Source organism: Bartonella tribocorum, assembly GCF_002778015.1.
GTDB lineage: Bacteria > Pseudomonadota > Alphaproteobacteria > Rhizobiales > Rhizobiaceae > Bartonella > Bartonella tribocorum_B.
Genome location: NZ_NJPP01000002.1, coordinates 1 through 22750, shown reverse-complemented (window position 1 = coordinate 22750; position 22750 = coordinate 1). Strand labels below are relative to the sequence as shown.

The window sequence follows — 22750 nt, the reverse complement described above, 5'->3', positions numbered from 1 at the left end:
GAAAAAGCTAAATTGGATATTTAAAAATATCTTCACTGCCTTCACTCTTTCTACAAACAATGACAGATCAATTTTTTAAAACATCTAGAAATACCAAAAATATAAAGAGTATACCTATTAGTAATAAAGCTCTTTAAGCAGTCTTACCCATCAATGATCACAACAAATAACATGAATAAATCTTTCTCTGTCACAGATCACCCCGTACAAATAAACCGCAACTTTTGTTTTTTCTTAACAATTTCAATAATTAACTCTAAAAGGAACAAAAATTTTGGAAAAAAAGAAAACATACCGCACAGCTCTTTAACAATAATCAATAAAATTGTAAGGCTTTTGTAATTGTTTTCTTGCAATTTAATAAAAAGAAATTAAAACCCGTGTCGCATTCCTACCATGATTATTCAGAGGTTCTACTATGAAACTTTTCTGCGGAAATTCTAATCCACGCCTAGCTGAAGATGTTACAAACTATTTGAACATACCCTTAGGCAAGGCAACTGTAAAACGCTTTGCTGATCAAGAAATTTTCGTAGAATTGCATGAAAATGTACGGGGACAAGATGTTTTTGTCTTGCAATCTACATCTTATCCCGCCAATGATCATTTGATGGAATTGCTCATCATGATTGATGCTCTTCGTCGTTCTTCTGCGCGTCGTATTACAGCAGTAATACCCTATTTTGGCTACGCCCGCCAAGATAGAAAACCTGGACCACGGACTCCCATTTCTGCAAAACTTGTTGCCAATCTGATTACTGAAGCAGGCGCCCATCGCGTTTTAACGTTGGATCTTCATGCCGGACAAATTCAGGGTTTTTTTGATATCCCTACGGATAATCTCTATGCTGTTCCCGTCATTTCTCGCGATGTCAAAGTGCATTATTCTCTTGAAAATGTTATTGTTGTTTCACCAGATGTGGGTGGGGTGGTTCGCGCTCGCTCGCTCGCCAAGCGTTTGAACAGTTTGCTTGCTATTGTAGATAAACGTCGTGAACGTCCCGGTGAATCAGAAGTTATGAATATTATTGGTGATGTCTCTGGAAAAGATTGTCTTTTGCTGGATGATATTGTTGATTCCGGTGGAACTTTGTGCAATGCTGCCAGTGCTCTGCTGAAACACGGTGCCAATAGTGTCACAGCTTATATCACGCACGGTGTTCTTTCTGGTAGTGCGATTGAACGCATTACCAATTCAGAAATGAAAGAATTGGTTATTACAGATTCAATTATGCCAACAGAAGCCATTGAGAAAGCCTATAATATTCGTGTTTTGCCCATTGCTGATCTCATTGGAGAAGCCATAGCCAGAACAGCAGCAGAACAATCTGTCTCAAGCTTATTTGGTTAAAGTGGTTCTTTGGGATCTCCTGGTGCCGTTTCGACACCAAGATCAGGAAATGCAACAATGCGTTGACCATTAAAATGCGAATGAATAACAATGAGTCCGCGCTCTTCAAAATAGGTTAAAAGCCGGCGGGCACGGCTTAAAGAATGCGTTCCATAAAGACGGGCTAAAAATGCATCGGATGGGCATGGTTTTCCGCTCAATGCGGCCTGTGCCACATTCAAGAAGACTCCTTGAACATCATCTTCTAAACTTTCTGATATCTGCAAAATATGTTTCCAGTGTTCACTCACAGCTGTTTGTTCATCAACAAAAGCTTGAGCAATCGCCAACTTACGCCGAAATTGTGAAAGATTAAAAGGAACCTGTGACATACCATGGATACGGCAACGAACCGAAAAATCTTGATAAAGCACCGCTGTTGAACGATAAAAAGCCTCAGGATCCTCAAGAGTTTCTCGAATAACATGTTCTGCTTGACGATTAAGCTCAACTTCAGAAAGTTCAGGAAATAAACTTAGAGGTTCTTCCAACGCCTCTTGTTTTTTATGCACAACCTCCTCTAACATCTCATGCATTGATTTTTCTCTCACTGGCTCTCGTGTTTGTTTAAATGGCATTAAAACTTCCTCTGGTGATGCCGTAAAACGAGTTCTTTTACATCATCCCGTTCTGTTGGAAGGGGCATTAATTTAGGGCTAGAAGAGCGTGCTAAAGTTTCAACAGAACCAATGATAATTGGTAAGGGGCGTCGTGACAAAGCAGGGCCTAAAGCAATAAAATGTCCCCGCTCAAGATCTCTAAACATTTCCGCTTGACGACGCTCCATTCCCAAAAGATCAGCCGCACGTACCATGTCAATATCTAAAAAAGTCCGCCCTATTAAAAAATTTGAAGCTTCAGCAGCAACATTTTTGGCAAGCTTAGCCAAACGTTGTGTTGCAATAACACCAGCAAGACCACGTTTACGTCCTCGACACATAAGATTGGTCATAGCGCTCAAAGAAATTTTACGCGCTTCATCGGAAACTTCTCCTGCCGCAGTTGGAGCAAACAATTGTGCTTCATCGACAACGATAAGCATAGGATACCAATAATCACGCTCCACATCAAACAAGGCCCCAAGGAAAGCCCCCACAGCACGCATCTGTTGTTCAATCTCCAACCCTTCAAGATTAAATACCACCGAAACCCGATGTTGCCGAATGCGATGGGCAATACGCGTTAACTCTAATTCGCTCCGTTGAGCCTCTACAATAACATGACCAAATTTATCCGCCAAAGTTATAAAATCGCCTTCTGGATCAATCACACAGTGCTGCACCCACTTAGCACTTTGTTCCAAAAGACGGCGTAAAAGATGTGATTTTCCGGAACCGGAATTACCTTGTACAAGAAGACGTGTCGCCAATAATTCTTCCAAATCAAGAAGTGCCGGCATCGATTTATGCAAAGCACGACTCTCTGACATCTCACCCAAGGTAATTTCAACCTTCATAACATCTCCAGTGTTTGATTTTAATATATCAGCGTCTATTGGTTGATTCTCCATCCGCACCGCAGTTTGTAACATTTCCTCTTTTTTAACGGTAGAAATCATCGATTTTTCCCACAACTCTTGCATCTGTGAATAGTTTGAATTATAGAACTGTCTTCTACGTAGACACCCTTGGAGGCAACGTAGAATGGAGCAATCGCTGCTTATCAGCGCATATCTTCATATCCATGCAAAAACTGTTATTGTTTTTGAAGGATCTCCAATCATATAAAAAGGACTTAAAATTATGAGCAAAAGCTATACTCTTAAGGCCGAAAAACGCGAGCGGGTTGGTAAGGGGTCCTCCCGTGAACTTCGCCGCAACGGTCTTATTCCTGCTGTCATTTATGGTGAAAAACAACCTCCTTTGGCAATAACAGTTCCCTATAAAGAAATTTTCTACAAAATCCATGCCGGTGGCTTTCGTACCACCATTGCAACGATTATTCTCGACAAGCAAAAAATTATGGTCTTGCCAAAAGATTATCAATTAGATCCTGTGCGTGACTTTCCCTTGCATGTCGATTTCTTACGGATTTCAGCAAAATCAGTTGTAGAAGTGAATATTCCTGTTCACTTTCTCAATGAAGATACAGCACCTGGACTTAAAAAGGGTGGTGTCCTTAATATTGTTCGCCACGAAATTGAATGTACGGCTCCAGCAAATGCTATTCCTGAAGCCATTGAAATTGATCTCTCCAGCTACTCTATTGGTGATTCTATTCACATTTCAGCTGTGCAACTACCAAAAGATGTGACACCCATCATTCAAGATCGGGACTTTACCATTGCAACCATTGCAGCTCCTGCTAGCTTGGATGTCAATGATGAAACTTCTGAACAAGAAAAGGATGACAACGAAACGCAAACTTCATAAAACTCAACAGGCGGGAATTTTTCCCGCCTTAATTTATGAAACATTCCCCTCTCTCACACCTTGACTGAAGGTACACATGTGGCTTATTGGTGGTCTTGGCAATCCTGGTTCACACTATCAAAATAACCGCCATAATATTGGTTTTATGGCTGTTGATGCTATTTATCAGTCCTTTTCTTTTTCTCCATGGTCGAAGAAGTTTCAAGCAGAAATCTCCAATGGTTTCATCAATAATGAGAAAGTTTTTCTTATAAAACCGCAAACTTTCATGAACCTCTCGGGTCAAGCTATTGGTGAAGCTTTGCGATTTTATAAATTAGATTTAAAGAATTTGATCATCATTTATGATGAGTTAGACCTGTCACCTGGAAAAGTTCGTATCAAAATCGGAGGAGGGAATAATGGACATAATGGTATTAAATCTATTGACGCTCATTGTGGCACTGACTATTGTCGTATGCGTATAGGAATTGGTCACCCTGGAAGCAAAGAACTTGTTCATCAGCATGTTCTAGGAAATTTTACCAAATCTGATCAAGAATGGTTATCCCCTCTCCTAGAGACAATTGCAAAAAACATTGCTCTCCTCATAAAAGAGGACAAATCTCTCTTTATGAATGAAGTTTCACAAACGATAAAAAACAAGAACTTATCCTAATCACTTATTTCTGTCATCGCCAAAAAATCACCTCTTCTCTATAGATCTTTATATGTAACATATTGATTTATAAACTGAATAAAAATGTTAGATATCATAGATTTATTCCAAATCTATTGACAATAAAACAATCAAAACCATTAGCCGACACCGCACAAATTGGAGAGGTATACGGATAAAAACTCTCGAAAAACGAAAGAAAAATGCCCCTTATGAACCTTCTCAAAGGAAAAAACTGTTGATAGCATTATACGCCTAGTAAATAGAATAATGATATTTCTACATACCTTTTGAACAAAAGAGATTTATGTCTTCTTTTTGGAGAAAAGAAGATTGAACAGCAAACCAAAATACTCCAATGGCTCTCTCCAATCTTCTCCCTAGAATTAAAAGTCATTTGCCTGAATGGTTGATTGTAGCGGATCATAGCTATTTAATTGTTGACTATAAACTGTAGGTTCACTCCTCTTATTTTCCAATACCACAACACGCGAACCAACGGGAACACGATCATAAAGATCAATAATATCTTGATTAAGCAAACGGATACACCCACTTGAAATAGAACGCCCAATTGACCACGATTCATGTGAGCCATGAATACGGAAAAGTGTATCTTTCCCATTTTTGAAAAGATAAAGCGCGCGCGCGCCCAATGGATTATCAGGTCCAGGAGGCATTCCTTGCCCCAAATGACCATAACGTTCTGGTTCTCGAGCCATCATTGCGGCAGTAGGAGCCCAATTTGGCCACCGGCGCTTGCGCTGTACAACCCCCTCACCTTCAAATGCGAGACCTTCTTTACCGACCCCAATCCCATAACGCAAAGCTTTTCCATTTTCACCAATAAGGTAAAGAAAACATTCTTGCGTATCGATAACCAATGTTCCAGGAGGATAAGATGTATAATAAATCACTTCTTGTCGCCAATATTTTGGATCAATTGTCGCAAGATCAATAGCAGGTAACGGATAAATTTCATTCGTTACAGGACCATACAAAGCCTGTATTTCTGGTGAAATGTATCGAGCTTGTTGAAAAGAAGCCGATGGCATATCTGACTGATGTGTAGCACATCCAGCTAAAGCTAAAAGTGCTGCAATTAAAAAAGCACAACGAGATAACACTCTTTTATTTTCTCCGAGTTAATTATTTATGCGGATTTGCGTATCATGAAAAACTTAGCACACTATTAACATTAACTCGAAGTTTTCTTAAATTATTAAGATAAAAAAACTTTAAAAAATAAAAAAAGCAGATTATTTGCCGCTGTAGACTTTTTTCTCACTTATCGCAAGACAAAGACTATAACTCTTTTGAAAATATGTTATAAAAAAGAGGCTTTATCTTGACCATAAATTAATAGAAAAGAAAGACTCTCATGGGCTTTAAATGCGGTATTGTCGGATTACCTAATGTTGGGAAATCAACTCTCTTTAATGCATTAACAAAAACAGCCACTGCACAGGCTGCCAATTATCCTTTTTGTACCATTGAACCTAATACTGGTGAAGTTGCTGTTCCAGATTTACGAATGGAAAAAGTTGCCTCGATTGCCGGTTCAAAAGAAATTATTCCTACACGCATTAATTTCGTTGATATTGCAGGGCTTGTACGAGGTGCTTCAAAAGGAGAAGGTTTAGGGAACAAATTTTTAGCTAATATTCGCGAAGTCGATGCTATTATCCACGTTTTACGCTGTTTTCAAAATGACGATATTACCCACGTAGAAGGACGTATTGATCCTATTTCTGATGCAACAACAGTTGAAACTGAGCTTATGCTTGCGGATCTCGAAAGTCTTGAGAGACGAATCATACAAATCCGTAAACGCGCGACCGGAAAAGACAAAGAAGCTCTCACAATTCTACCTGTTATGGAAAAAGCATTAAATATCCTGCAACAGGGAAATCCAGTCCGGTTATTACTCATGGATATCTCTTCCGATGAACACCACATTCTGAAGAGTTTAAATCTTCTCACTTCCAAGCCTGTACTTTATGTTTGCAACGTAAGCGAAAATGACGCCGCTCATGGAAATAGCTTTACACAAACAGTTGAAAAAATGGCAACAGAGCAAAATGCGCAAAGCATTATCATTTCTGCTTCTATCGAAGCGGAAATTACACAACTGAGTGAAGCCGAAGCAGCAGAGTATCTTGATGCTCTAAGGCTCTTTGAACCAAGTTTAAATCGCCTTATTCGTGCTGGTTATCATTTACTTGATCTCATTACTTACTTCACCTGTGGGCCTAAAGAAACACGAGCATGGACAATTACACGTGGTACAAAAGCCCCCCAAGCAGCTGGTGTTATTCACTCAGATTTTGAACGCGGCTTCATTCGTGCTCAAACCATCAGCTACAATGACTATATTACTCTGGGGGGAGAAAGCGGTGCAAAAGAAGCAGGCAAAGCCCGCGATGAAGGGAAAGAATACATTGTGCAAGATGGCGATATCATGTTATTTAAACATAATACCTAATTTTCACTCTTCCTTAATATTGTATCTTAAAATTTTCTAATAAGCTCATGAAAGCTTGTGGCAAAAGCTCTCAAAAGTCTTCAGAATAAAAAACTGTTGCTACTCTATTATTATGATAGCAACAGTTTTATCCATTAAAGAATGGAAATATAAAATTAGCGTGTCCAACGTCCTTCGTATTTAAATGTTGGAGCGTTCTTCAAAGAATCCTTGGTCGCATTTGTAATAAGTTTCCACTTACCATAATCATTTGTCATCTGAATTGTTTCTGGAGAAACGACCACATAACTCTCTCCTATGCCAAGGAAACCACCAACAGCAACAACAAATCCCGCAATATTATTGTCACGTAAAATAATATCTTTTACTTCACCAATATTTTCATCTTCTATATTATAAACATTGGCACCTATAAGGCTGGAAGCAACAAAATCCGTTGCCAAAGGGGTTACATAACGCATAGACTTATCGATCCCCACCTGTACAATACCTGTCGAAGAAATTATTTCAGGTTTAGAAGGCACTTCAAAAGACTGAGCATAAGTACTAGAAACCATCAAAATTGACATAAGAGCAGTACATGTAATTTTTTTCATTTTAACATCTCCATTTTTACTTTGCTTTTACTTTATAAAGCCTCAATGCATCATAAACAGAATTGTTCCTTATATTCTTTATGCTCTCCATTCTTTCAAGAGTAATTAATTTATCCTTTTCTCTCTATTTAGTCTTTTGTTTCTTCCTCTAAACCACACCAAATACGATTTTTTAAAATATAAATAAGCCCTGCAAAAATGATTAAAAATAAAATAACACGAAAACCGGTTTTTTTACGAATTTCCATATGAGGATCGGCAGCCCACATCAAAAAAGCAGCAACATCACGCGCATAATACTCAACGGTTTGGGGCGTTCCATCTTCATAAACAATCATACCATCACTTAAAGGAGGCGCCATCGTTAAAGAATTATTGGCAATAAAATAAGGATTATACCAATAACCATCAGCAATTTTTATCTTCTTCGGCGTCTCCTGATATCCTGTTAAAAGAGCTGTAATATAATCAGGACCAGCCGTATCATAATGAGTCAAGACATCAGTAATTAAAGCAGGAAACGGCAAAGAAACGCCACGTGCACGTGCTATTAATGACAAATCTGGAGGATAAGCACCATTTAAAACAAACCTTGCTTCTTCTTCATTCATAAAGGGAGAAGGAAAATAATCTGTTGCAACCCCAGCACGTTTAAAAAATTTTCCTTCTCGATTGGGGCCATCGCGCACTTCATATTGTGCCGCCAAAGCTTTAATCTGTTCTTGATCATACCCAAGATCTTTTAAATGGCGAAAAGCCACATATTTTAGCCCATGGCAGCTGGAGCAAACTTGTTTATAAACCTTTAACCCACGCCGCAATTGCGCCTTATCATAAAACCCAAATGGCCCTGAAAAACTCCAATCTTGTTTTTTAGGAATCCGTACAGGAAAAGAAATAGGTTCCTCCTCTTGATCCGATCGATCAGAAGCGTGACTAGCCAAACTCTGAGCAGAAAAGCTCATCGCAATAATAACAATCAGTCCAATAAGAACATTTACCATAGTCTCTTTTTTTTCTGTTTCAGATCTTGCATAATCGAAGAAGGAAGAGAACGACTTTTTTCAAACATAGGCAAAACTGGTAAAATAACCAAAAAGAATATAAAATAATAAATCGTAGCCAATTGCGCCCATAAAAGAATTCTGTCACTTATTTCTCTGGACCCCAACCAACCAAGAAAAACAACATCAAAAACCAACGCCCAAAAGAAAATTTTATAAACAGGTCGATATCTTGCTGAACATATTTTAGAGCGGTCTAACCATGGAACAAATATTAAAACGATAATCGAACTGACGAAGAGAAAAAAGCCCACAAAAGTTGAAGAAAAAATACCGATATCAAAAGTTATAGCACGCAGCATTGCATAAAAAGGCAAGAAATACCATTCTGGAACCACACGAAGAGGTGCCTTTAAAGGATCAGCACCGCTATAATTTTCAACTTGCCCCATATAATCGGGCATATAAAATAAAAACCAAGCAAAAAAGATCAGAAAAACGGTAATGGCAAAAATATCTTTTATAAGCGCATAAGGCGAAAATGGTACCGTTTCCTTATCTGATTGTATAACAAGACCCGTTGGATTTCCTTGCCCAACACAGTGAATTGCCCAAATATGAAGCCCCACAAAAAGAAGCAAAACAAATGATAAAACATAATGGAAAACATAAAAACGATTCAATGTTGGTTGCCCTACGCCATAACCACCAAGAAGAGTCTCATGCAACCATGCCCCCACCAAAGGTATCGTTTTTAAAAGCCCTGCAACCACTGAAACAGCTGAAATAGACATCATCCCCCAAACAAGCACATAACCAAAAAATGCGATTGCCATCATGATGATATAAATAAAAATCCCTGTGACCCAAACCATTTCTCGCATATTTTTATAAGAACCGTAATAAAGTCCACGTGCTAAATGGATATAAACGGCAATAAAAAAAAACGAAGAGCCCACACTATGCCATGGACGAAAAAGCCAACCAAACTGCCCTTCACGCCGAAATCGTTCACCCGTTTCAAAAGCCAAATGAACATCTGGAACATAATGCAGTGATAAAACAAGACCCGTCAAAAGCTGTGATAAAAGCATAATGGTCAAAATACCGCCAAATGTATAAAAGTAATTAAGATTACGCGGAACGGGAAAAATCACAAATGCATTATAAAAAAAACGAGGAAGAGGAAAACGCTTATCAAACCAACAGGCAAGAGCACTTTTAGGACAATAGGGAGGAAACCTTGTCATGACCTTATCCTATTTTGAGCAAAGTATCAGAAAGAAATTGGTAAGGTGGGATAGCTAAATTATAGTTTGCTGGGCCTGAGCGCACTCTTCCAGCGGTGTCATAAACAGATCCATGACACGGACACAGCCATCCCCCAAACTTACCCGATTGTCCAAGTGTTACACAGCCTAAATGCGTACAAAGATTAATGACGATAAGCCAATTTTCACGCCCTTTACCTGCTGAACGTGCAAAATCCGTCGCTTCTTTTTCATCTTCAAGATTAGGATTACGCGCTTGACGATCTTTTAGAAGACCCAAATCCGTAGCACGCGCATCAGCAATTTCTTTTTCCGTACGGTTTCGAATAACCACAGGCTGTCCTCGCCATTTTACCGTCACCGACATCCCCTCTTCAATACCAGAAAGGTCAACCTCAATGGAAGAAGATGCTAAAACAGCCTCATCTGGGCGCAACTGACGGATAAAAGGCCACGCAACCACCCCCATTCCAACTGCTCCTGCAACAGCCGTTACCAAAAACAGAAAATCCCGTCTTGTCTGCTCACCCATTGCCTTAACTTAAAGAAATTATTCGCTAAAATGCTCTTTTATCATAGCCTCACCCATTGTACAATGCCTGATAAATCCGTTGTATTAACCCATAAAATACCCCTGTAGAAAACTTCTACTATTTGTATGATTGACACAAAAGATGCGTTTAATGATAATATATCGCTTTAGAGAGTGAATAGAAATCAAAATACCGTAAGTTTCTTGTATTGCAAATCTCTGTTCCTATTCAATCAATCAAAACCCTTCCTTGCCCTGACAAAAATGGAGAAAGCATGTCAATAAACACTCTAATATAAAAAGAAAAACTTTTTTGCTATAGTCAAATCTCAGACACAATGAATGATCCAACCTCATTAACTCTCTTACTTCTTACCATAGCAAGCCAATTCGTTTCATGTATGGCTTAATCAAAGGGAATCACCAATCATGAGATTTTCTCTTATCTCAAAAAAAATCTTTATCCGTAACTTTTTTCTGAAACTTTAAGTGCATAAAAATTAAATGTAAAAACCATGTATTTTTTAAGCATATTTTTCGAATAAATTATGGCGTTTCTTTACAAAGTTGAAAAAAATTATATTACAGAGAACATGACACTTCATATAGCTCTTTTCCAACCTGATATTGCTGGTAATACTGGAACGATTTTACGTATTAGTGCTTGTTTTGGTCTACATGTACATATTATTGAACCCGCAGGCTTTAATCTGTCGGATCGTAATCTCAAACGTGCAGGATTGGATTATCTCGAATATGCTTCCTTAGAACGACACGTTGATTGGCAACATTTTATAAGCTCCATGAAACACTTTAATCGCCGTCTGTTGCTTTTAAGTACAAAAGCAAAAACATGCTATACACAGATATGCTATCAAAAAAATGATGTTTTACTTTTTGGTCGTGAATCAGCTGGGGTTCCCGATTACGTACATGAAGCAGCTGATTACACATTGAAAATTCCCATGCAACCACAGGCACGCTCTCTCAATCTCGCCATGAGTGTAGCCATCACAACAGGAGAAGCACTACGCCAAATTGGTTATCATGAAGGAAACTGTAATCTATAAAAACATGACAATTTTATCAAAGCTTGAATAGAATGATCAAAGTGTATAAATCTGGTTTTCAAACAAGTAGAAAAAGCTCATCTTTCAGGAATTTTATGAATCTTTAAAGCACATATTTTGTAACGATATTTTTGAATAAAGCCTCTAAAAGCTCATAAGCTAGAAAATAAATAACAATTAAAGCGTATAACACCTGCCATTTCCCAATAATCAAATTCTGATAAAATAAACAGCTATAAAATAATATTACTCAAAAATAAGAAGAACTCTTTAATTAAAATCACTTTCTCACAAAACGCAAAATGCCATTGTGTTACTCATTCATACACTTGATATAATATTTCCTCGTGCTCGTTACATCCACCGCATACCATCACCTGTGAATGATATAAACACCCCTCTTATGCGCGTATAAAGTCCATTGAGCATCTCCCTTTTTATGTTCATACAAAATGCAAACTATTCTTATTATTCTCTTTATCCGTTCAAAAAAATTTTCTCCCTATCATCATTTTTCCTCACATGATTTTCCTTGCTTGTGACGTATAAGGTAACATTACAATATTCAGCACTCTTATTTCATATGAATAACGATAGATTATTATTTTAATTTAAAAAGTAAAAACAACTGTGCTTTTATACCCCTATGTTATAAATCAATTTTTTCTAATAATGCGTGACGATCCATTAAAAATCCGCTTTCAACCCATATCATTTCTAGTTCTTTAAGCTTTTTTCCTAAAAGGATACCTTTTGAGAAACCTTTTTTTATTAAGTCGTTACCATTAATGGGAAAAGTTGGAATCTGCCATTTTTGAACAAGCTGATAAAGTTTGAGATAATCTTCTGTTTTTTGCAAAGCATCCTCTTTTTCTAGAGTATCGGCATGTGATGCAGCGACAGACAAAGATAATTGATCTAAAACCGGCTGTCGCCCATGAAAATAAATCAGTTTTTGCACAAAATGATCAGAACAGTTTTGGGTTATTATTTCTAACTCTGCCCATTCCTTTAACCGTATTGTTTCCTTATGGGAAAAACGCAAGCGCTGTGCCATTTTATGAAGACGTATAGGATCAGGAGGAAGAAGGCTTTCTAGCCGTAACAATGGGTCAACTTTCCAACCAAGCGTCTGCTCTGTTTTCACCAATGCGTGAATTGCATCAATGCCCCATTTTTCTGTTTCAGGAAAAATGAGTGACAAAATTCTACTTTGTCGCATCCATAAAAGAGCACGTGTTGGATCAGAAGCTAAAAGAAGCTTTTTCATTTCTGCCCATATACGCTCAGAAGAAAGTTTTTTTAAACCGTGTTTTAAACGAACACATGCCTTCAATCCTTGCCCATCCGGTCGCCCCGCTCCATACCATGCAAAAAAGCGAAAAAACCGTAAAATACGCAAATAATCTTCGCTAATACGATTTTCTGCAACACCGATAAAACGAACTGTTTGGCTCTCAATATCGCTCAACCCTCCTACATCATCATAAAGGTTGCCAGCAGCATCACAATAAAGAGCATTTATCGTAAAATCACGCCGTTCAGCATCTTTTTTCCAATCACGACCAAAAGCCACTTTTGCATGACGACCATCTGTTTCAATATCGCTGCGAAGGGTTGTGACCTCATAAGCACATGAATGCGCAATCACTGTTATGGTACCAAACGCAATCCCTGTAGGAATAGCTTTAAATCCTGCTTCTTCTACTCGCGTAATAATCTGTTGCGGTAAGCAGGTTGTCGCAATATCAATATCACTAATAGGCTGCCCTAATAGTTGATTGCGCACTGCTCCCCCCACGATACGCGCCTCTTCCCCCTTTAAAGATAAAACATGAAGAAGTGTCTGGATATCACTTTGTTGTAACCATGCAACCTGTTTGAAGTTCTTCCTTATGTTCACCCTTTAACCTTTCAAAAAAGTTGTCTTTATTGCTTTAAAGAATTCTCTTCATAAAACAAAGTTTTTAAAACATCCCTTAAAAATACGCCTTTTTCTTTCAAAGAAACTTTTCTCTTCATCTATACGAATATAAAAAAACGGCTTATGATGCTTCATTTCTTTTCATTTCATTTTCTGTTACAAACAATAAGATGTCCATTATCATGCAGAGAAAATTACTATTTTGCGATAAAAGCCTTAAGGAAAAAATATGAGTCACCGTGATCCAGCATCTAATTCTGTGAAAAAGGTTAATACCAAACATGAAGCCCAAGTCATTATTGAGGATATTGATACGGCACATAAAGAATTAGATATTATACAACAAGAAATTGACAAAGTTATTTTTGGGCAAAGTCATATCATTGAATATGTTTTAACGGCTATTTTTGCTGGTGGTCATGCTCTTCTTGTCAGCGCTCCAGGGCTTGCAAAAACACGTCTTGTGGAAACATTGGGAACTGTTTTAGGGCTTGATGAAAAACGTATCCAATTTACCCCAGACTTAATGCCATCAGACATTATCGGTTCTGAAATTATGGATTCCGATAAAGAGGGAAAACGTTCTTTTCGCTACGTTCAAGGTCCCATTTTTACACAACTTCTCATGGCCGATGAAATCAACCGTGCCTCTCCACGCACGCAGTCAGCTCTTTTACAAGCTATGCAGGAATATCATGTAACCGTTGCAGGAACTCGTTATGATTTGCCACAACCTTTTCATGTTCTTGCAACACAAAATCCCCTCGAACAAGAAGGAACTTATCCACTTCCTGAAGCTCAACTTGATCGCTTTTTGATGCAAATTGATATTGATTATCCTGACCTTACAACAGAGCGGCGGATTATTTTAGAAACAACAAAAGAAAAAAAATCAAATGCAAAAGCAATTTTATCCGCCAAAAAGTTGCAAAAAATTCAAAATATCGTTCGCAAAATGCCTCTTTCAGAAAATGTGATCGAAGCTATTTTAAAAATTGTCCGCTCAGCCCGCCCTGATAAAGACAATAACCTCGCCAATACTTATGTTTCTTGGGGCCCTGGTCCGCGTGCATCACAAGCTCTTTCACTTTGTGTTCGCGCCCGTGCTCTTTACTATGGGCGTTTAGCCCCCTCACTTGATGATGTTGAAGCATTGGCCTATCCTGTATTACAACACCGCATGGCTCTTAATTTTTCTGCTCGTGCTGAAGATATAACCGTAAAAGATATTATCAATAAACTTATGAAAGATGCTCTTTAAAATGGCACTTGGCAAAAAAGTTTTACAAAAATCTCCATTGTCGCTGGCAAAAGAGTTGTATAAGGAGACTGGCAAAATGCCACATCTCCTTTTACAAGCACGTCATATTGCCAATACACTAATAACCGGATGGCATGGGCAGCGCAAACGCGGTAATGGAGAAAATTTTTGGCAATTTCGTCCCTATATGGAAGGAGAATCCATTAACCGCATTGATTGGCGTCGCTCAGCACGTGATGAAAATATGTATCTACGCGAGCACGAATGGCAAATGACACAAACCGTTTGGCTTTGGCCTGATCAGAGTGCATCGATGCATTACTGTTCGCGCTTTTCTAAAATCTCTAAAGGCAATCATGCTATCATTTTGACCCTTGCCTTGGCATCACTTCTGGTACAAAGTGGCGAACATATTGCTATCCCCAACTTAATTCCCCCCACAATAACTTCCAATGTCGTAGAACGAATAGCTTTCGCTTTAGAAAATCATTTAAATGAAAATCCATTTCCGGATTTTTCAACGATTACACGCTTTTCACATGCCATTATAATGAGTGATTTTCTCGACCATCCTGAAAAAATCATCCAACATTTAAACGTTTTATCGACAAAACAGGTGACAGCTCATTTAATTGAAATCGCTGATCCCGCAGAAGAAAGCTTTCCCTACACAGGACATACAGAATTTTATGATCCTGAAACGAAAGAAAAACACATTTTGGGAAAAGCAGAAAATCTTCGTAAGAGCTATTGTAAGCTATATCAAGCACGGCGACAAGAATTGGTAAATTTTTGCGCACGCCAAGGCTGGTCTTATCACGTGAGTACAACGGATAAACCTTTAACAGAAACCATTTTACATCTTGCAAATACGATGAGTGACTCTTCATTGCAAAAAAGGAGGGCACTTTGAGTTTTGCTGCTCCCTTTCTGTTATTAGGACTCTTGTTTCTACCGATCATTTGGTGGCTGTTGCGGATAACCCCTCCGTCTCCGCGTAAAGAGCTCTTTCCGCCTTTTCGTTTCTTACCCAAGCCAACTCATCAGAAGAAAGAAGCAAAACAGACCCCTTGGTGGCTGCTCTTGTTGCGTTTAACCATCGCTGCACTTGTTATCATAGCTCTAGCCCGCCCCACTTTGAATCAAAAACCAATAAGCTTTCCTGGATCTCACCCCCTTGCACTCATTATTGATAATGGTTGGGCATCTGTAAAAGAATGGAAAAAACGCATCTCTATTGCTGAAAAACTCCTTGCACAAGCAGAAAAACAGCAAAAAAATATTTATCTTGTTGCAACGGCTGAAAGTGACCTCTTCAATGAGGAACCCCAACCAGCAAAGATTATAAAGAAGCATTTAATGCATTTGCAACCGCGCCCTTGGCCTGTCAACCGTATACATAGCTTTAAAAAACTCAGCGAAATAACCAAAGGAAAACCGCTTGATATTGCTTATTTAAGTGATGGATTACAAACAAATGAAGATAAGCAAACTTTTGCTCTGCTTGAAGAATTAAAGCCTAAAAATTTCTTATGGTATTTGGCTGATATTTCCGATTTAACTGGCATAACATCCATAGAAAATAACGATGGAAATATGGTTGCGCGTATTATTCGCTCAACAACACACGGTACAACGCCTGCTACACTCAGCCTTTATGATTTAAACAATCAACTTCTTGGTCAATTTACAAAAAAATTCTCTGAAGGTGAAACAACAGCACTTGTTCCTTTTGATGTCCCCCTTGAACTACGCAACGATATCGCTTGGATAAAAATCAATAACCAAAACCATGCTGCTGCAACTTTTTTAGTAGACAGCCATAACAAAGTAAACCGTGTTGCTCTTCTCTCCCCCGATACCAATGAAATGGCACAGCCTTTACTTTCTCCATTTTATTATATTATCAAAGCATTACGAGATCATACACAGTTTATAACTTCCACTGGAAGAGAACTTTCAACAGATATTGATCATTTGCTGAAACAAAATCCATCTGTTTTCATTATGGGAGACATGGTTAATATTCCTGAAAAAGCAGAAAAAAAGCTTTCTGATTTTGTGAATAAAGGGGGAACACTCATCCGCTTTGCAGGAGAAAAGCTCAGTAGTACAGAACATGACGATAGTCTCCTTCCGGTACCGCTTCGTCAGGGGCAACGTTCCCTTGGAAGTATTATGTCTTGGACGAAACCACAAAAGCTTGCCCCTTTTGCAAAAAATAGCTTTTTCTTTGATCTTCCTTTTCCAGAAGATATCACTGTCTCGCGCCAAATCTTGGCAGAACCAACCCCAGATCTTTTTGAAAAAACATGGCTTAGCCTTTCGGATGGAACCCCTCTTATTACCGCCGCAAAACGTGGTAAAGGAACCCTCATTCTCATTCATATTGCCCCTGACCCTACATGGTCTAATCTTCCTCTTTCTGGCTTTTTTGCACAAATGTTGCAAAAACTAATCACATTAGGATCTTATGAAAACACAAACCTAACACATAGAGAAAAAAGAATAATGGTACAAAACCCTTGGCGAACCATAGCCATTGACGGACAATTACAAGTACCACCCTCTGCTGTTATTCCACTGATCCTTGACGCTCAACATCCACCCCGTCCTTCCTATCATACGCCCCCAGGACTTTATGGTGTTAAAAACGATTTTTATGCACTCAATCTCTTAACGGATTCATCGCGCTTGATGAAACAATCATCATTACCAACTTCTCTTAATAAGAGCCCTTTATCTTACGATACAAAAGAACAAAATCTTATCGGTCCTCTTTTAGGATTAGCTCTCTTATTATTTGCCTTTGATAATTTTCTCATTTTATGGATGGGAGGTATTTTTTCTTTCAATAAACGGCGTAATATGTTTTTCCTCCCTCTCATCATTTTGATTGCCCTGTTTTCATATAATCCAAAGCTTCATGCACAAACAACAGAAAATCATCATGATAGTGTACAAGCCGCTGGTGCAACGCATCTTGCCTACGTTATAACCAACAATCATGAAATTGATACAACGAGTAAAAGTGGTCTAGAAGCCTTAAGCCAATTTATCGCAGAACGCACAATGCTTACCCCCGGCTCTGTTACAGCACTTGATCTCGATAAAGATGAACTCTCCTTTTATCCTCTTATTTACTGGCCCATTGATGTGAATAGCCCTACACTAACTCCAAAAAGTCTTGAAAAAATAAATAACTTTATGAAGCATGGAGGAACCATTTTATTTGACACGCGCGATCAGATAAAAAGCAATCTTAATCTTGAAGGAGATGCCACTCCAGAAACGCAAAGATTACGAACCATCTTAAAAGGATTGAACATTCCCTCCATTGAGCCCGCATCAACAGATCATGTTGTTGCGCGTTCTTTTTATATTATGCCGGATTTTCCTGGTCTCTACCGTGGTTCACCTTTATGGGTTGAATCCTCATCAACGAACAAAAAAAATAAAAATTCCCTTGCCAGCGGCGATAATGTAAGTTCCCTGCTCATCACTGCAAATAACTTTGCTGGAGCATGGGCACTTGATGAAAAAGGAACATGGAAATATCCCCTTGTTCCCAATGATCCCATGCAACGTCTATGGGCATTTCGTGCAGGACTCAATATTGTCCTTTATGTGCTTACTGGAAACTATAAAGCGGACCAAGTTCATGTTCCAGCACTCTTGGAACGCTTTAAAAGAGAAAGAAGGCAATGATACCATTTTTCACTTTTCAGCCTTTTTTACCCCTCTTTTGGATTCTGCTGTTAAGCGGAATATCCATCCTTTTTGTCATTGTTGGTCTTGTTACACGGCGTCAAGGATCTTTATTTCGTCTGATGGCATTGAGCACTCTCATTCTTGCTTTGCTCAATCCAATGTTTATCAAAGAACAACGCGAACCCCTAAAAAGCACTGTAGGTATTGTCATTGACCGCAGCAAAAGCCAAACTTTTGGAACACGAATAAAAGACAGTGATGAAGCGCGCGCGCAATTAATCAAAACATTGGCACATTACCCACAATTTGAACCACGTTTTATTGAAGCTGGAAAACTGGCTGATAATCAATATACCCCCTCAACAAATTTGTTTGATGCTTTAACACAAGCACTTTCTGATGTACCGCCCTCTCGTTATGCAGGAACCATTTTTATCACTGATGGACAAGTGCATGACATTCCTAACCTATCAGATCTTCATCATGAGGCACCTCTTAATGCTTTGATCACAGGACGTTCAGATGAATTTGATCGTCAAATCAAGTTTATTTCTCCTCCACGCTTTGCCCTTGTCAATAAACCACAAAGGCTCTCCATTTTGGTAAAAGATCAAGGAGCCCCCCAAGAAAAAATACCCCAGAAAGCCGATATTACACTCAGCGTTAATGGACAAGAAGTTGGCCATTATTCTGTAACGCCTGGGATTATTTTTCAAACTGAAATTACCCTTCCCCATGCTGAAAAAAATATTATCCAAGCAACAACTGAGCCTTACAAAGGTGAACTAAGCTTTGAAAACAACCGCGCCATAACAACTATTGAAGGCATTAGAGAAAATTTACGCGTTCTTCTTATTTCAGGTGCCCCTTATAATGGAGAACGGACATGGCGTGATCTTTTAAAAGGTGACTCCAATATTGACCTTGTTCACTTTACGATTTTGCGTCCCCCCACCAAAGCAGATAACACGCCTTTAAGCCAATTATCCTTGGTGGTCTTTCCCACAAGAAAACTCTTTGTTGAAGAGATTAATAACTTTGATCTCATCATCCTTGATGGTTACCAGCACTCTACTGTTTTACCTTTAATCTATTATGATTATATCGCCCAATATGTACAAAAGGGTGGTGCATTGCTGATGGTAACAGGACCTGAATTTACCCAAAAAAACTCACTTGCGAAAACACCTTTAATAAGTATTCTACCAGCATTGCCTAATGGCGCTATTATTGAAAAACCTTTTCGTCCTGCATTAACCAGAGAGGGTGAGCGCCATCCTGTCACGAGGGATCTTGCAACGCTTAACCTTCCAGCTTCTCAATGGGGGCGTTGGCTGCGACAAATTGCTATTCAAAATATAAACAACGGAATTGCTCTCATGAAAGGCGCCGATGAACAACCACTTTTACTTCTTTCCCATGTTGATAAAGGGCGTGTAGGCATGTTACTTTCCGATGAAAGTTGGCTTTGGGCACGAGGTTTTGAAGGTGGTGGTCCTTATGCAGCTCTTTATCGCCGAATTGCCCATTGGCTCATGAAAGAACCAGAACTTGAGGAAGAAAAATTAAACGCGACCAGCAGCCATCATCATTTAACAATTCGCCGTCAAACTCTAAAAGATCATCCAGAACCCGCTGAAATAACTTTTCCTTCTGGAAAAAAACAAAAGATCATCCTTACTAAAGAGAAAGAAGGTCTCTTCACCGCAGCTGTAGCCACTGATGAAACTGGGATTTTTACTATCAAAAATGGCGATCTAACAATACTGTCTTCTGTAGGAATGCTCGATAATCTTGAATTGTTTGACTTAATTTCAACACAAGAAAAATTAGCCCCCATCATTAAGCATACTGGTGGATACATTGGACGTTTATACCCTGAGGGAAAAGAAATTTTTTATCTTCCTCCATTCAAACTGGTTCAATCAAAAAAAAGCCTGTTCCCTTCCCCAGCACATTCAATTATTTTGAAAGAAGCGACAGAAACTCGTTTAATCAATACTTTTTATTTTTCGATATTTTCTGGTTTTGTTGCACTGCTTGTTTGCCTTTTACTGTTGTGCAGCATGTGGTATCGTGAAGGTCGTTAAAAAATCTTAAGATTTCGAAGAGTCGTTTTAAGCTTATCTTTTTATGTGTTTACTTGTTTTTTTTACACTTAGACAAAATGACTTATAATGAGTAACTTACCATTTTTTCATATTGCGTTATTATTCCCAAGAGGATTTTCTTTATTTGTAATCCTTCCCATATTGAATCAACTAAAATCATTCTCTTGCACATCATGAGAAGAAGTGTCGTATGGATAAAAACTATTGAAAAAGAAAAAAATGTTTCTTATGAATCCTCTTAAAGCAAGAATTTTTATAAAGTTTTGATGGGATCGTATGACGGCTTTGGTTAGCACTTTGTATAAGTCTAAAGATGGCCGTGCATAATAAGCTTTATAAGCGAGACTTTTCATAGCATTGAGAATTTTTGTGATATAGAATCAAGTGCATAAGGAAATATTTCTTCAAAAAAATATGTGAATGTATAACACAATAATATTTTATTGGGGGATATTTTATTTGTGATATTCATCTTAAAGCGTACTGTTTTTTTGTAAAAAACATCTCACATTAGAAGTGATATATGGCAGCGTAAAACTGTAAAAATTCCTGATAAATACAATACATTTTATACTGAGCGATTAGATTTTTTTATGATAATAGGTGATCGTATAAAAGCTGTTTAAACACCTTTAAATTTTATGATCATTATTGTAAAGCTGATCCCACCATACAGAAGAAACATATCAATTGCTAGGAATGACCTGTTGTATTATGCTGTCCTTTTTTCATAAAAAATACAATACAGCATCAATTCTTCCCCCAATTTTCTCATACTTTCAACAAGCGCTTTTTCATTTTATAATCCTTCTTGCCTTTCAGCACCAACTTATCTTATGTTTATTTTTTAATCGTTTTTAATACTCTATGAGCTTTTATGTTTTATCTTGCCCATATATCGGATGTACATCTTTCCCCTCTCCCAAAACCTTCCCTTTTTGAACTTTCTGGAAAGCGTCTTACCGGTTACTTAAATTGGCAAAAAAAACGTAAGAGTCAAATGGCAACAAATGTTCTCGAAATTTTAATCGATGCCTTAAACAAAAAAAAGCCAGATCATCTTGTGATCTCTGGTGATCTCGTGAACCTTGCTCTCGATAAGGAATTTGAACAAGCCCACCGTTGGCTCCTTAACTTGGGACAACCTCAAGATATTTCTTTGACATTTGGAAATCATGATGCCTATGTTCGCGGAGCCTTCCAAAAAGCATGTACTCTCTTTAAACCTTGGATTACAGGTGATGTGCCTCAAAAAGGCGCCTTTCCTTTTCCTTATATGCGCATTCGCGAAGATGTTGCCATCATAGCTGCTTCTTCAGCCATTGCGACCCTCCCTTTTCAAGCTTCTGGTTATTTTGGTAAAATGCAAGCGCAAACGTTACCCCACCTTTTAAATGAAGCAGCACAACGCAACCTTTTTCGTGTTGTTATGATCCATCATCCCCCTTTTCCCAAGGCAACATCTTGGCATAAAAAACTACGGGATACAAAACGTTTTCTAGATGTTATCAAACATCACGGTTGCGAACTTATTCTTCACGGACATACGCATTTGCCCACATTGAAGTGGATTGAAGGACCCATTAAAAAAATTCCTACGATTGGTGTTCCTTCCGCCTCACAAGCTTTTGGTGATAAAAAGCCACCCGCAGGCTTTAACTTATTTGCCATTGAACTCTTACAAAATCAATGGCACTGTCAATTGCAACGTTATAGCATTATCACCCCCCAAAACGAGATCGCCTGTACTGAAACAATTAATCTTTAAATGCTAAAATACATCTAGCGTTCCCCAAACAACCTAAAGCGAAAATATGTTCTACTTCATATCCCTTTGTGAATTATAATTTTGTTGCCCTCCTTCTCTTAACAAGACAAAATTCATCCTTCTTGTTGATAGATCAATTTCTCTCAGAGAGCACCATTGGCTCACCCCACTTATGTGAATGGCTTTACCAATTCATTGGTTTACTTCCTTTCCGTTCTCAAAAACAAAGATTTCTACCCTATTTGGCCTATCAATAATCCGAATTCTTTTCGCACCGATTCCACCCGCCGATTGTGCATGCGACTTACTTCAAAAAACTCTATAAACCTTGCTTTTCATTTCATCGCACACTCCCTCCAAATCATTTCATACGCAAAATCCTCATACCCCTACAGTCATGATATTTTATAGGATAATAAAGAAGCTTATTTAGCTTCTATATCTAAATATCAATGACGATAAAAAGCCGAATAATAACTAAAACATATAATTTCAATAACTCCCCCTTTATAATTTATAAATAAATGATATTGATTGATTTATGATAAATAGATTTGAAATGATCCTATACTATTATACTAAATAGATACTAAATAG

16 protein-coding genes and 1 pseudogene are annotated in these 22750 nt (G+C 38.2%); 10 read left to right on the top strand and 7 right to left on the bottom strand.

Features of this window, described 5'->3' with window-relative positions; translation table 11 throughout:
- Positions 1-418: 418 nt before the first annotated feature.
- Entirely contained in the window at positions 419-1351 is a 933-nt protein-coding gene (locus CEV08_RS01110) for a ribose-phosphate pyrophosphokinase (protein ID WP_100129953.1), read from the top strand.
- Here CEV08_RS01110 and CEV08_RS01105 read toward each other — a convergent pair.
- A pseudogene (locus CEV08_RS01105) lies at positions 1348-2846 on the bottom strand (helicase HerA domain-containing protein). The gene CEV08_RS01110 and the pseudogene CEV08_RS01105 sit on opposite strands and share 4 nt — an antisense overlap.
- A 286-nt stretch (positions 2847-3132) precedes the next feature.
- Between CEV08_RS01105 and CEV08_RS01100 the strand changes: the two are divergent.
- Entirely contained in the window at positions 3133-3762 is a 630-nt protein-coding gene (locus tag CEV08_RS01100; RefSeq protein ID WP_100129952.1) for a 50S ribosomal protein L25/general stress protein Ctc, read from the top strand.
- A 76-nt stretch (positions 3763-3838) separates the two neighbouring features.
- Positions 3839-4420 carry an aminoacyl-tRNA hydrolase gene (gene pth / locus CEV08_RS01095; RefSeq protein WP_100129951.1) on the top strand — a complete coding sequence of 194 codons (582 nt, stop codon included), beginning with the start codon at positions 3839-3841 and terminating at the stop codon, positions 4418-4420.
- Between the two features lie 386 nt (positions 4421-4806).
- On the opposite strand, the gene CEV08_RS01090 is transcribed toward pth, so the two are convergent.
- Positions 4807-5547, bottom strand: coding sequence for a L,D-transpeptidase (locus tag CEV08_RS01090; RefSeq protein ID WP_100129950.1), 741 nt, complete (start codon positions 5545-5547; stop codon positions 4807-4809).
- 254 nt (positions 5548-5801) lie between these two features.
- On the opposite strand from CEV08_RS01090, the gene ychF reads away from it, so the two are divergent.
- Positions 5802-6905, top strand: a complete 1104-nt coding sequence (gene ychF / locus CEV08_RS01085; RefSeq protein WP_100129949.1) for a redox-regulated ATPase YchF — start codon at positions 5802-5804, stop codon at positions 6903-6905.
- A gap of 155 nt (positions 6906-7060) precedes the next feature.
- On the opposite strand, the gene CEV08_RS01080 is transcribed toward ychF, so the two are convergent.
- The 4 genes from CEV08_RS01080 to petA all read right to left on the bottom strand — a co-directional run bounded on the left by CEV08_RS01080 (position 7061) and on the right by petA (position 10308).
- Positions 7061-7501 (bottom strand): PRC-barrel domain-containing protein, encoded by a 441-nt coding sequence (locus CEV08_RS01080; protein ID WP_100129948.1) that lies wholly within the window; start codon positions 7499-7501, stop codon positions 7061-7063.
- Between the two features lie 128 nt (positions 7502-7629).
- Positions 7630-8505 (bottom strand): cytochrome c1, encoded by an 876-nt coding sequence (locus CEV08_RS01075; RefSeq protein WP_100129947.1) that lies wholly within the window; start codon positions 8503-8505, stop codon positions 7630-7632.
- Complete coding sequence (locus CEV08_RS01070; RefSeq protein WP_100129946.1) at positions 8499-9755, bottom strand: cytochrome b; 1257 nt, start codon at positions 9753-9755, stop codon at positions 8499-8501. The genes CEV08_RS01075 and CEV08_RS01070 overlap by 7 nt, the downstream gene beginning before the upstream one ends.
- A 4-nt stretch (positions 9756-9759) precedes the next feature.
- Positions 9760-10308: a ubiquinol-cytochrome c reductase iron-sulfur subunit gene (gene petA, locus CEV08_RS01065; RefSeq protein WP_100129945.1), complete on the bottom strand. Its 549-nt coding sequence runs from the start codon at positions 10306-10308 to the stop codon at positions 9760-9762.
- Positions 10309-10901: 593 nt separating this feature from the next.
- On the opposite strand from petA, the gene CEV08_RS01060 reads away from it, so the two are divergent.
- The gene (locus CEV08_RS01060; RefSeq protein WP_100130083.1) at positions 10902-11378 is read left to right on the top strand and encodes a tRNA (cytidine(34)-2'-O)-methyltransferase; all 477 of its coding nucleotides are present in this window, start codon (positions 10902-10904) and stop codon (positions 11376-11378) included.
- 649 nt (positions 11379-12027) lie between these two features.
- Here CEV08_RS01060 and CEV08_RS01055 read toward each other — a convergent pair.
- Positions 12028-13281, bottom strand: a complete 1254-nt coding sequence (locus CEV08_RS01055; protein ID WP_100129944.1) for a CCA tRNA nucleotidyltransferase — start codon at positions 13279-13281, stop codon at positions 12028-12030.
- A 250-nt stretch (positions 13282-13531) separates the two neighbouring features.
- On the opposite strand from CEV08_RS01055, the gene CEV08_RS01050 reads away from it, so the two are divergent.
- The 5 genes from CEV08_RS01050 (at position 13532) to CEV08_RS01030 (ending at position 22153) form a co-directional block, all read left to right on the top strand.
- Positions 13532-14563 carry an AAA family ATPase gene (locus CEV08_RS01050; RefSeq protein ID WP_100129943.1) on the top strand — a complete coding sequence of 344 codons (1032 nt, stop codon included), beginning with the start codon at positions 13532-13534 and terminating at the stop codon, positions 14561-14563.
- 1 nt (position 14564) lies between these two features.
- On the top strand, positions 14565-15476 hold the full coding sequence (locus tag CEV08_RS01045; RefSeq protein ID WP_100129942.1) for a DUF58 domain-containing protein: 912 nt from the start codon (positions 14565-14567) through the stop codon (positions 15474-15476).
- Positions 15473-18271 carry a DUF4159 domain-containing protein gene (locus CEV08_RS01040; RefSeq protein ID WP_100129941.1) on the top strand — a complete coding sequence of 933 codons (2799 nt, stop codon included), beginning with the start codon at positions 15473-15475 and terminating at the stop codon, positions 18269-18271. Before CEV08_RS01045 ends, CEV08_RS01040 begins: the two co-directional genes overlap by 4 nt.
- Positions 18268-20364, top strand: a complete 2097-nt coding sequence (locus tag CEV08_RS01035) for a glutamine amidotransferase (RefSeq protein ID WP_100129940.1) — start codon at positions 18268-18270, stop codon at positions 20362-20364. Before CEV08_RS01040 ends, CEV08_RS01035 begins: the two co-directional genes overlap by 4 nt.
- An 898-nt stretch (positions 20365-21262) precedes the next feature.
- Positions 21263-22153 (top strand): metallophosphoesterase family protein, encoded by an 891-nt coding sequence (locus tag CEV08_RS01030; RefSeq protein WP_100129939.1) that lies wholly within the window; start codon positions 21263-21265, stop codon positions 22151-22153.
- Positions 22154-22750: the final 597 nt, after the last annotated feature.